General features: G+C 60.7%; 9 protein-coding genes. 6 read left to right on the top strand and 3 right to left on the bottom strand.

Going from position 1 to position 11,400, the window contains the following annotated elements:
• Positions 1 to 292 precede the first annotated feature (292 nt).
• Genes PHD22_RS14440 through PHD22_RS14425 form a run of 4 tightly spaced genes read left to right on the top strand, consistent with a single transcriptional unit; the run spans position 293 to position 6,523 of the window.
• The gene (locus PHD22_RS14440) at positions 293 to 2,095 is read left to right on the top strand and encodes a hypothetical protein (protein ID WP_299868321.1); all 1,803 of its coding nucleotides are present in this window, start codon (positions 293 to 295) and stop codon (positions 2,093 to 2,095) included.
• A 14-nt stretch (positions 2,096 to 2,109) separates the two neighbouring features.
• Positions 2,110 to 3,150, top strand: coding sequence for an AAA family ATPase (locus tag PHD22_RS14435; RefSeq protein ID WP_299868318.1), 1,041 nt, complete (start codon positions 2,110 to 2,112; stop codon positions 3,148 to 3,150).
• A complete protein-coding gene (locus tag PHD22_RS14430) occupies positions 3,147 to 3,653 on the top strand; it encodes a hypothetical protein (protein ID WP_299868315.1) in 507 nt (168 codons plus the stop codon). Before PHD22_RS14435 ends, PHD22_RS14430 begins: the two co-directional genes overlap by 4 nt.
• A gap of 23 nt (positions 3,654 to 3,676) precedes the next feature.
• The gene (locus PHD22_RS14425) at positions 3,677 to 6,523 is read left to right on the top strand and encodes a DUF499 domain-containing protein (RefSeq protein ID WP_299868312.1); all 2,847 of its coding nucleotides are present in this window, start codon (positions 3,677 to 3,679) and stop codon (positions 6,521 to 6,523) included.
• 902 nt (positions 6,524 to 7,425) lie between these two features.
• Here the strand turns inward: PHD22_RS14425 and PHD22_RS14420 are convergent.
• Together PHD22_RS14420 and PHD22_RS14415 are read right to left on the bottom strand one after the other, a co-directional pair.
• Positions 7,426 to 7,833, bottom strand: coding sequence for a type II toxin-antitoxin system VapC family toxin (locus PHD22_RS14420; protein ID WP_299868310.1), 408 nt, complete (start codon positions 7,831 to 7,833; stop codon positions 7,426 to 7,428).
• The gene (locus tag PHD22_RS14415; protein ID WP_299868307.1) at positions 7,833 to 8,087 is read right to left on the bottom strand and encodes a type II toxin-antitoxin system prevent-host-death family antitoxin; all 255 of its coding nucleotides are present in this window, start codon (positions 8,085 to 8,087) and stop codon (positions 7,833 to 7,835) included. Before PHD22_RS14415 ends, PHD22_RS14420 begins: the two co-directional genes overlap by 1 nt.
• Positions 8,088 to 8,655: 568 nt before the next feature.
• Here PHD22_RS14415 and PHD22_RS14410 point away from each other — a divergent pair.
• Complete coding sequence (locus PHD22_RS14410) at positions 8,656 to 9,132, top strand: peptidylprolyl isomerase (protein ID WP_299868304.1); 477 nt, start codon at positions 8,656 to 8,658, stop codon at positions 9,130 to 9,132.
• A gap of 651 nt (positions 9,133 to 9,783) precedes the next feature.
• Positions 9,784 to 10,047, top strand: coding sequence for a translation initiation factor IF-1 (gene infA / locus PHD22_RS14405; protein ID WP_299868302.1), 264 nt, complete (start codon positions 9,784 to 9,786; stop codon positions 10,045 to 10,047).
• A 77-nt stretch (positions 10,048 to 10,124) separates the two neighbouring features.
• Here infA and PHD22_RS14400 read toward each other — a convergent pair.
• Positions 10,125 to 11,400, bottom strand: a 1,276-nt coding sequence (locus tag PHD22_RS14400; RefSeq protein ID WP_299868299.1) for a response regulator, incomplete at its 5' end; no start/stop codon positions are given.

Here is an 11,400-nt window from a genome sequence, read left to right as displayed (position 1 = left end):
AGACTCAATCCCTCATTGCTGCACCGATGAATCTGATTACGTTCGTCCATCGACAACTGACTGTAGTGATTTCCCATGCCTACACCCTAACAAATCGGGGTGTTGCACTTCAGTCTAGAGCGCGCCCGGCGATTCGTACTCATTTAAAGTGGTGATGGGTGAGCCTACGGATTCTGCAAAGTGCGGAACCAAACTGTCTCGCGGTGCAAACTTCAAGTGTCTTCTTTCAGACATGCCGATTGACCCAAGGCATGTCAAGAGTGAGGGGCTCGCCGGCCGAATAGGGCAGCGCTTGTTAGCTGTAGTTGCGCAGGCTGGGCGAGGACGTATTTACCTATCACCCATTAAAGAGCATGAGGTTGTTGCAGAAAGAATCGAAGGTGCATGGCGACCAGATCTTAAATTTGCACACAATTCTCGGCATTTGACACCGTGGGCCTACGGGCTTGATAGTTTTGGTTCGCTTTTTACTGAGCGACAACTATCCGCTCTGACGACCTATCAGGAAGTGCTGGCTGAAGCCGTTGAGAAAGTTCGAAACGATTCAGTTAAAGCTGGAGTATCCGCGCAGAATGGAGGTCTTGAGTCGACTGATAACGGTGCGATTGCATACAGTCAAGCTGTTGGAGTGTATTTAACTCTCGCATTAAGTCGTCTTGTCGATATATGCAATTCACTTTGCGCGTGGGAGACAACAAAAACGCAAGTTCGCCATGTGTTTACCCGTCAGGCACTTCCCATGCTTTGGGACTTTGCAGAGAACAACATCTTTGCCGGAGCAGCGGGCGACTATTATGTCAGCCTTGAAAATATGGTTAAGGCTCTGGAGCAGCTGCCTACCACAGCTTCAGGAAAGGCTCTGCATGCTGATGCACAAGAACAAGAGATAAGCAAGAGTAAGGTGGTCTCGACCGACCCGCCGTATTACGACAATGTCCCTTATGCCGATCTTGCCGATTTTTTCTATGTTTGGCTGAGACGTAGCCTTCGGGAGATATACCCAGGTCTCTATGCAACGATAGCTGTGCCAAAGACGAGAGAGTTAGTAGCTGACGCTCTTAGGCATGGAAACAGAGAGAACGCGGAGGCGTTTTTCCTAGGTGGAATGACTCAGGCGATCAGTAATATCGCTGAGGAAGCGCATCCAGCATTTCCCGTCACGATTTACTACGCTTTCAAGCAGGCGGAAACCAAGGGCGACATAGGTACCTCTAGCACCGGCTGGGAAACCTTCCTTGATGCAGTGATCCGCGCCGGTTTCGCGCTCACCGGCACTTGGCCCATGCGTACCGAGCTCAGCAATCGGATGCGTGGGTCTGAATCAAACGCGCTGGCTTCCAGCATCGTCCTCGTCTGCCGCAAGCGCGACGCCGATGCCACCACCGTCAGCCGCCGTGAATTCATCCGCGAGCTCAACGCCGTGCTGCCCGAAGCGCTGATGGACATGACTCGCGGCGGCATCAACAGTCCAGTGGCGCCGGTCGATCTGTCCCAGGCCATCATCGGCCCCGGCATGGCGATCTTCAGCCAGTACGCGGCGGTATTGGAAGCCGACGGTAAGCCGATGAGTGTGCGCACCGCTCTGCAACTCATCAACCGCTTCCTCGCCGAAGACGACTTCGACCACGACACCCAGTTCTGCCTGCACTGGTTCGAGGGCCAGGGCTGGGCCACCGGCAAATATGGCGAAGCCGACGTGCTCGCCCGCGCCAAGGGCACCAGCGTGACCGGCCTGACTGAGGCCGGCGTGGTCGAATCCGGCAAGGGCGACCTGCGCCTCTTGAAATGGGCCGAGATGCCGCGCGACTGGAACCCGGAAACCGACGCCCGCGTGCCGGTGTGGGAAGCCCTACACCAGATGATCCGCGCGCTCAACCAGGACGGCGAAGCCGCCGCCGGCGCGCTGCTCGCCCGCATGCCCGCCCGCGCCGAGCCCATCCGCGCGCTGGCCTACCGCCTTTACACCCTGTGTGAGCGCAAGGGCTGGGCAGAGGAGGCCCGCGCCTATAACGAACTGATCACCGCCTGGAGTGGCGTCGAACGCGGCGCGAGCGAGGCCGGGGTGGTGGGGGCGCAGAGCAGCCTGGATATTTGACCAAGGAGTTAGGGATGATCGAGAAGCTGGATGTCCAGAACTTCACCGCGCTACCGAACGCAACATGGTCGTTCGCACCTGGACTGAATGTCGTCGTCGGCGAAAACGGCTTCGGCAAGACGCATGTGCTGAAGCTCTTGTACGCCCTGCTGAAGGTTCAGGCCGACGCCAAGGACCTGAGCAAGGGGGTGCTGGAGCGCGCGTATGCCGAGAAGCTAACCGCCGTCTTCCGGCCGGAAAGTCTGGGGCGGCTGGTCAAGCGCCGTCAGGGTCGCGGGCGCTGCGAGTTCCGGCTGAGCATGAGCAACGATGGCCTAAGCATGGCCGGGGCCTTTGCGTCGAACGCGAAGTCTCAGATCGAGATCCTCAAGGTACCCGCGGAGGGCTTGGCGCGATCACCGGCCTATCTGCCGACCCGGGAGCTGGTGACCCTGTGTCCATGGTTCGTGCCGCTCTATGAAAACTACCACCTGGAGTTCGAGGAGACCTGGCGCGATACCGTGTCCTTGCTGGGCAACCCTTCGCTGAAAGGTCCTCGGGAAAAGCGCGCGGCAGAGCTGCTCGAACCTCTGGAAAAGGCCATGGGTGGCAAGGTGCAGGTGGATGCGGCGAATGGGCGCTTCTACCTACAGCTGCCGGGTGAGGGCCGGATGGAGATGCCACTAGTCGCGGAGGGGTTGCGCAAGATTGCGATGTTGGCGCGCCTCATCAGCACGGGCACGCTCCTGGAGCAGGGTTATTTATTCTGGGACGAACCGGAAACCAACCTCAATCCGAAGCTCATCAAGGTCGTGGCTGCCAGCATCATCGCCGTCGCGGCCAGCGGAGTTCAGGTCTTCGTCGCCAGCCATTCGCTGTTCCTGCTGCGGGAACTGGAGATGCTGCTGGGCGACCAGCGATACAAGAAGCTACCCAGCCGATGGTTTGCGCTGGCAGCCAAGGACGGTGACGTCGCGTTGGAGCAAAGCGACCGGGTCGAAGACATCCAGACGCTGGTGATGCTCGACGAGGAGCTTGCGCAATCGGATCGCTTCCTTGCCTGGGAGGGTGCGTGAACATCGAGATCCCGGAAGGTGCGCTGACCTTCACTTTCAAAGCAAACGCGGCCAAGTACGACGAGTGGTCCTTCTACCGACAACAGTTCCAACAAGGCTGCTTCAGGGATAACAAAGCGGTGGATCTGTTGTGTGCATTGGATCGGGATGCCTGGCTGATCGAGGTGAAGGATTACCGATCACATACCCGCACCAAAGCGGTGGACCTGGCGGATGAAATCGCGATCAAGGTGCGCGACACGCTGGCGGGCTTGGTTGCTGCAAGTATCCGCGCCAATGACCCAGCTGAAAGGGCATTCGCCCGCAGAATGCTGAGGGCGCAGCAGATGCGGATCGTTTGCCATATAGAACAACCCGCCAAGACCAGCCGATTGCGCCCTCAAACCATCGAGCCGGACAAACTCAAACAGAAGCTGCGGGTCCTGCTCAAGGCCATCGATCCGCACCCCATCGTGACAGACAAGCATGCCCTCGGTGCCGCACAGCCTTGGACCGTCGCGTGAAGCAGGAGTAAGGGAAGAAAACAATGAGCCTTAGACCTTGGCGTGAAATCGCCGAACCCCATTCCGACGTCCGTTCGGGCAATTTCGTCCAGGCCGAGTTTGCGGCCGATCTGTCGCGCGTGCATGCCGGCTCCGCCGGGGAGGAGTACCAGGATCCGGTCCTTTTCTTCCAACGCACCTTCATCACCGAGGGCATGCGTCTGCTGCTGGATTCGGTGGTCAAGCGCCTCGCCGGCAAGGGGGGAGACCCGGTGATCCAGCTGCAGACGGCCTTCGGCGGCGGCAAGACCCACACCATGCTGGCGGTGTATCACCTCGCCAAGGGAACCACGCTGGCGAGCGAGCTGCAGGGGATTGCGCCCATCCTCGACACGGCGGGGGTCACTGAACTGCCCAAGGCCCGCATCGCAGTTCTGGACGGGGTCGAGCTGCTGAGCCTGGCGAGCAGACCGCGCATCCACGCGGACGGTACCGTGCATACGCTGTGGGGGGAGCTGGCGTGGCAACTGGGCGGTGAAGCCGCTTACGCATTCGTGAAGGAAGCCGACCAGACCGGCACGGCGCCAGGCAAGAAGGACCTCGCCGACCTGCTGGCCGCCCACGCCCCGTGCGTGATCCTGATGGACGAGCTGGTGCGCTACGTGTCGCAGTTCGAGGAGGGCAAGACCCTCTCCGGCGGTACCTACGACACTCAGCTGTCCTTCGTGCAAGCGCTCACCGAAGCGCTGAAGGCTGTGCCCAACGCTGTGCTGCTCGCCTCACTACCTTTTTCGGACCGTGAGGCAGGTAGCCAGCAGGGCGTGAAGGCCTTGCGGGCGCTGGAGCACTACTTTGGCCGCGTGCAGGCGCTATGGAAACCCGTAGCGACGGAAGAGGCATTCGAGATCGTGCGCCGCCGCCTGTTCACGAACATCAACGACAAGCTGGCGATGGAGTCAGTCTGCCGCACGTTTGCCGACTACTACACCACCAACCGCAACGACTTCCCACAGGAGACGCAGGACAGCAAGTACCTCCAGCGGCTGATTCACGCCTATCCGATCCACCCCGAGGTATTCGACCGCCTTTACGAAGACTGGTCCTCGCTGGACAACTTCCAACGCACGCGCGGGGTGCTGAAGCTGATGGCTAAGGTCATCCACCGGCTGTGGCGGGACGGGAACAACGACCCGCTGATCTTGCCTGGCAGCGTGCCCTTGATGGATGCAGACACACGCAACGAGGCAATCTACTACCTACCGCAAGGCTGGGACCCGGTGATCGAACGCGACGTGGATGGCGAGCGCTCAGAAACCTGGGCAATCGAGAGCAAAGACACCCGCTTCGGCGCCGTACAGGCTTGCCGCCGTGCGGCACGGGCGATCTTCCTCGGCAGCGCACCTTCGACCTCCAACCAGTTGGTACGTGGCCTGGAACTTGAGCGCATCCTCCTGGGGGTCGCCCAGCCCGGTCAGCAAACGAGTCTGTTCAGAGACGCGCTGCGCCGCCTCACCGACCGCCTGCATTACCTGAACCACGCCAACAACCGCTTTTGGCTGGACACCCGCCCCAACCTGCGCCGGGAGATGGAAGAGCGCAAGCGTCGCTTCCAGGACAAGGAAGACGTGTTCCCGATCATCCGGGATCGGCTCCAGAAGGCCTTGAACAGCGGCTCGTTTGGCGGAATTCACATCTTCACGGCAAGCAGCGACGTTCCCGATGACTGGCACCTGCGCTTGGTGGTGTTGCCGCCAGACGCCGCCTTCACCCGCTCGAACCAGAGCCTCGCCATCGACTGCGCCACGGACATCCTGAAGCACCGCGGCGAGCAGCCTCGCTTCAAGCAGAATCGGCTGATCTACCTCGCCGCCGATTACGACAGCGTCAGCCGACTGAAGGACCAGGTACGCTCGACAATGGCCTGGCAGTCCATTGTTTCGGACTATCGGGACAACCGCATCCTGCTCGACAACTTCATGGCCCAGCAGGCGAGCCAAAGCCTCAGCGCTGCCCAGGACGCACTCGTACGGATGATCCGTGAGACCTACAAATGGCTGCTCACTCCGATGCAGGAGGCCCGTCCGGGCAAGGGCTTGTCCGAGCTGCAGTGGGAGCATTTCCCGCTCAACGCCGGCGCCCAAAACTTGCCGCAGGAGATCGATCGCGTGCTGAAGGAGAATGAACTCCTGATCACTGAGTGGGCACCGATTCACTTGGCCAAAGTACTGAGAGACTGGTTCTGGAAGGACGACATCCAGGCGGTCAGCGCCCTCAAGGTCTGGCAACAGAGCTGCCAGCAGCTCTACCTGCCGCGCTTGAAGGACGATGTGGTGTTTCAGGCGACGATGGGGGCCGGCGCGGACAGTCGGGACTTCTTTGGTTTCGCGCAGGGCCAGGAGGGCGATCGCTACATCGGCTTCAGCTACGGCAAGCGCACGTCGCTGATCATGGACGACTCCCTGCTCCTGATCGAGCCTGGCGTCGCCGCGGCGTATCTGCAAGAACAGCAGGCTGCCGAAGAGGCGGCACGAACCCGGTCCACAAACACTGGCTCGGGCGCCCCATCCAGTGGCGAAGCTGCGGGCGGAGGCAGCGAGAGCCGTGCAGAGGAAAGACCCAAGACCGACTATGCCGGCAGCGGAGAGACACCAAAGAGCCCACCGAAGACGCGCTTCTACGGCGGAATCGAACTCGACCCGTTTGCCGCCAAGAAGCAGTTCGCAGACCTCGTCGACGAAGTCGTCCAGCAGTTTACGATGCGCGCGGGAGTGAAGGTCAGTATCTCTATCGAGATTCAGGCGGAGTCATCAACCAGTTTCGATGACGGGGTACAGCGAGCAGTAAAGGAAAACTGCAACGTGCTGAAGTTCAAGACTGCAGAGTTTGAGTAGGAGATGCAGGGAGCTCTCCCGCGAAGTGAGCCCCCCCCTCGCGCATCATGCGCGAGGGGGTCCCCCAGCAGGCCAAGCGCGTGCAGCCACCATAAAGCTTCCCCAACACCAGACCTGCAAGAGCCACCTCAATGCCCGGCCAGTCCCTCTGCCTGCACCCGGTGTAACTTCAGTAGTTACCACTCCCCTTCCCAAGACACACACCCTCAAGCGACACCCAGATCGACAAACCGACACCGATCCGAGCCCCCGGTCCTCGCCCGTTCCTGGCAGTATCCAAACCCTGGTCCGTTCTAACGATGCACATCCGGTTCAAGCGTTCGCTACCAACGGGAAACACCCCCCATCAGAACGGCGAATACCCGGTCTCGCTCCGGTCTATCGGCACGGAAACATCACTCATGTCCTGCTGACGCTGCGACAAGCACAAAGAAAAACAAGCAACAATACATATACTTATGAGCGGCACCCTGCGCAGCCCCTGGAAATAGAGGCGATACACGCCTCACCCGTCCCAGCCGCTTATCCAAGAGCACGTCAGACCGCATCCCCACGCCCACTGCCAGCACGAAAGCAGGGGGCACGGACTCTTAATCCGTAGGTCGAGTGTTCGAGCCACTCACAACCCACCAAGAATTTCAAAGACTTAGGCCACCTCCGGGTGGCCTAAGTCTTTTTACGCGGACATTTAGTCCGTGGTTCGGTCCATTTCCGGGTAGCCTTTTCCCCGGCCAAGCCATCCGTTGCGGGCGACCAAGCTACAGTTCGCTCCAGCCCTCAGGGTTCATCTTTGCCTGCGACGCTACTGCGCCCCATCCCTCCAGGCCGACGAACCCACATGGACCGCTCCCCCCATCCCCGGACATGCACCCAGACCGGGGTGATTCTGGTAAACATCATTCTCAGCAGCGCACAATCCCAACACCCGTGGCTTGGGCCGCGGCCTGCAGCGGCGCATCCTTGGTGGCAATCGGGATCTGGCGCCGCAACGCCAGCTCCAGGTAGGCCGCGTCATAACTGCTCAGGTTGTAGCGCAGCGCCAAGGCCAGCAATTCCGCGGGACCCGGCGTTTCCCGGTCGATCAGAATGGGCAATGCGCAGATCTGCTCAATGATCTGATGCGCCTCATCCGCCGTCAGCCGCTGCTTGCGACAGGCAGTCCGAAGCACGTTGGCAAACTCCAGTTCCCACAAGGCGGGCACGACGGCTTGTTCCTGTTCGAGCAGGACGCCGACTGCATCCGCGTAAGGGGTGGCCTGATCCTCCAGAAACCACCCAACGACCACCGAGTTATCGAGGACAAAACGCATCAGTCGCGGCCGTCCTCAATCGCTTCACGGAGGCTCCCGCCCAGCGTCCGCCCCTGGCGTATCTCCCGCAGGCGCGCAAAGGTACCGGCGACCCGCTCCTGCTGGGTCAGGGTAGCCTCGGAAGACTCCACCGCCGCAACGATCCGGGCAACGGGCCGGCCGCGCCGGGTGATGGTGACCTCCTCGCCGAGTTCGACGGCGGCCAGCAACTCGGAGAGCCGGGTTTTAGCCTCATAGACGGGAACGGTTTTCATCGCGGGAATCCTGACGGAGTTGGTTAGCTAGATTATAGGCCGGGCACCGACCATGAGACCCATGCTGAACCAAGGACTTTTGGGTCGCTGTGCCGGTACCGTTCCGGACTCCCCGGTCGTATCGCAAGGACAAACACTTATGGCAGTACGGGTTCATTCTGCCTGAAGATAGAGGTCATCCCAGGAGCGCCCGGCGCAGCCCCTCTTGCACGCGCCCTGAAACGTCGTTCAGGCGAACAGGTACTCGGTCCAAAGTGAAGCTTTCGGGCTCTTAATCCGTAGGTTGAGTGTTCGAGCCACTCACAACCCACCAAGAATTTCAAGGATTCAGGCCACCTTCGGGTGGCCTGAATCTTTTTGCGCGGACATTTAGTCCGTGGGCCGGTCCATTTCCGGATAGCATTTTCCCCCGGCCAAGCCATCCGTTGCGGGCGACCAAGCTGCAGTTCGCTCCAGCCCCCCAGCGTTCATCTTTACCTGCGACACTACAGCACCCCATCCCTGCAGGCCGACGAACCCGCATCGACCGCCCCGCATCATTCGATCCATCATTCAGGAATCCGTACCCATGAACATCATCAAGAACAGCGTCGTCACCCTCAACTACCGTGTCACCAACCCTGAAGGCGCGGAGGTCGATGACGGCAAGGAGCCCCTCATCTACCTGCACGGCGGCCACGACGACCTGTTTCCCAAGCTGGAGGAAGCGCTCGACGGCAAGACCATCGGCGACACGGTAACCGTCCGGCTCCACGCCGACGAGGCTTTCGGCGAATACGACCCGGAACTGGTCCAGATCGAACCCCTCGACAATCTGCCCGAAGAAATCCAAGTCGGCATGGAACTGGAAGGCGAAGCAACGGATGAAGAAGACGACGACGAAGTCATCGTCTACCGCGTCACCGAGATCAATGGTGATGAGGCAACCCTGGATGGCAACCACCCTCTGGCCGGCCAAGCCCTGGTCTTCACCTGCACGGTCGCCGCGGTCCGCCCGGCCACCGCCGAAGAACTGGCCAACGGCACCGCCGAAAGCGAAGACTGATCCGGCAAACCGCAGCGCAGCTCTGGCGGCTTCCACTCACCATTCCGGTAATACCCATTCTCAGCGCCTACCGACTCAGCCGCAGAGTCGGATCGGGGAGTTGCCGCCGTATCGTTGGAAGCGGGCTGGCGCAGCTACGCCTTGAGGCTCTCGGTCAAGATGGATTGACCGGGGGCTTACCGATCAATACCTCCATTTACCGGCCCGACCCTCGGGCAGGCTTGCTTGTTCCTGGCAGGTTTTCAGTATTTGAAGCTTGCCTTGACACACCGCAGCATTCTCCATGACAATCCGAACAGGTAGAGGGTTACGTTGGGTTCGAAGACAGGTTCGTTTTATTTTGAGGCGATGCACTCCGCTTGCTGCCGCCCCACCCTAGAATTCAGGACTTAGGCCACCCTCCCCGGTGGCCTAAATCTTTTGGGCCCACACTTCGGCTTCCCGCCGCAGGCCATCTCCTCTGCCCTGATCTGCGTGCCTGCTGGCGGCAGATTGACCCGATTTTTCGGCCCGCTGATTCCGCGCCGATTTTAGATTGCCCGGTCCCTGCGGCTGTGGCGCAACCTGGCCCACCAAGGCGGTGGCGGGCCGCGGCCGACAGGCTCCGCACGGTTAGTGGAGCGACCACCGGCCACCCACAAGGAGCCCCACATGGCCAAGGAAGAACTGATTGAAATGCATGGCAGCGTTACCGAAGTGCTGCCCGACGGTCGCTATCGTGTCACCCTCGACAACGGTCACAATCTGATCGCCTACTCCGGCGGCAAGCTGAAGAAGAACCATATCCGGATCATCGCAGGCGACGAAGTCACCCTGGAAATGTCACCCTATGATCTGAGCAAGGGGCGAATCACCTTCCGTCATCTGCCCCCCCGGAACGGCAATTCGCCCGCACCGGCGCCCCGCCGCCACTGATTCCCGCAGCAGACCGGGTGCTCCTCCCGGCTGCCGTCAGAGGGCTCCTCCGGGAACGGTTGGGGCCCTTTCCTTTCTCAGCACCGGGGACGGTCATCCAGCCACTGGAGAAGCATGGCAGCCAGCGTATCGGGGTTGACCGGTTTGGCCAGAAAATCATTCATGCCCGCCTGACGGCAACGGGCCTGATCCTCCGCAAACGCATTGGCTGTCATCGCCACAATGGGCGTGGCCCCATAGCCGGGCAAAAGACGGATCCGGCGAGTCGCCTCCAGCCCATCCATGCGCGGCATCTGCATGTCCATCAGGATCAGATCGTAGCGCACGCTCCCAGCCCGCTCCAGGGCAACCAGGCCGTCCTCCGCCACATCAATCTGCAGGGCGGTATCCTCAAGCATCAGAAGCGTCACCTCCTGATTGATGGGCTCATCCTCCACCAGCAAAATCCGCTTGCCGGCATGCCGGATCGCCAGTTGCTGCAAGGCCAGCTCAGCGTCCGGCAGCGCCGCCGTGCCAGGGATCGACTCCTGCACTTCCGCCCGCTGCACCGTCGCAGTAAACCAGAAGGTGCTCCCGAGACCAGGGGTACTGCGGACCCCCACCTCACCGCCCATCAGGCCTGCCAGCCTGCGGGCAATGGCCAGGCCCAGCCCGGTACCGCCAAACTGGCGGGTGATGGAGCTGTCTGCCTGGGCGAAATCCTGAAAGAGCGTGCTGATCACTGCAGGTGCAATGCCAATACCGGTATCTTCCACCTCGAAACGGATACAGAGGGTTTGCGCTCCCTGATTCACCAGCGCCGCCCGCAAGACAATCCTGCCCTGCTCGGTGAATTTGAGCGCATTGCTCGCGTAATTGAGGAGCACCTGCTTCAGGCGGGTCGGGTCCCCCAGCACCACGGGAGGCAGGCTCGACACTTCCAGCACCAGGGCCACCCCCTTGGCCTGGGCCTTGTCCGCAATCATGGCGGCCACATTCTCGATCACCTGGGATACCGACAGGGGCACCTTCTCCAGCGTCAGCCTGCCGGCTTCGATCTTGGACAGATCCAGAATGGCATTGATGATATCCAGCAGGTGTTGGCCCGCGGCATCGATCTTGTCGAGCCGGTCTACATGCTCTGCTGCCAAGCCAGCCCGGCGCAGCAGGTGCGCCATGCCAGTGATTGCATTGAGGGGAGTCCGGATTTCATGGCTCATGTTGGCCAGAAAGGCACTCTTGGCCACGTTGGCGGTTTCTGCTGCGTCCTTGGCCACCTGTAACTGCTGGTAGGCAGCCTCGAGCTCCCGCGTGCGAACATCCACGAGTTCTTCAAGACGGTGGCGATAACCAGCCAGCTCTGCCTCGGTTGCC

This window comes from Zoogloea sp., assembly GCF_028693495.1.
In the GTDB taxonomy this organism is placed as follows: domain Bacteria; phylum Pseudomonadota; class Gammaproteobacteria; order Burkholderiales; family Rhodocyclaceae; genus Zoogloea.
Note: the sequence above shows the minus strand (reverse complement) of the source record. Positions and strands in the feature narration are given on the sequence as shown.

Bases quoted from the DNA above. Each gene is read 5' to 3' on its own strand.
- PHD22_RS14420 (WP_299868310.1), bottom strand. From the start codon at position 7,833: ATGCGTTTTGTCCTCGATAACTCGGTGGTCGTTGGGTGGTTTCTGGAG.
- infA (WP_299868302.1), top strand. From the start codon at position 9,784: ATGGCCAAGGAAGAACTGATTGAAATGCATGGCAGCGTTACCGAAGTG.
- PHD22_RS14435 (WP_299868318.1), top strand. From the start codon at position 2,110: ATGATCGAGAAGCTGGATGTCCAGAACTTCACCGCGCTACCGAACGCA.
- PHD22_RS14425 (WP_299868312.1), top strand. From the start codon at position 3,677: ATGAGCCTTAGACCTTGGCGTGAAATCGCCGAACCCCATTCCGACGTC.
- PHD22_RS14415 (WP_299868307.1), bottom strand. From the start codon at position 8,087: ATGAAAACCGTTCCCGTCTATGAGGCTAAAACCCGGCTCTCCGAGTTG.
- PHD22_RS14410 (WP_299868304.1), top strand. From the start codon at position 8,656: ATGAACATCATCAAGAACAGCGTCGTCACCCTCAACTACCGTGTCACC.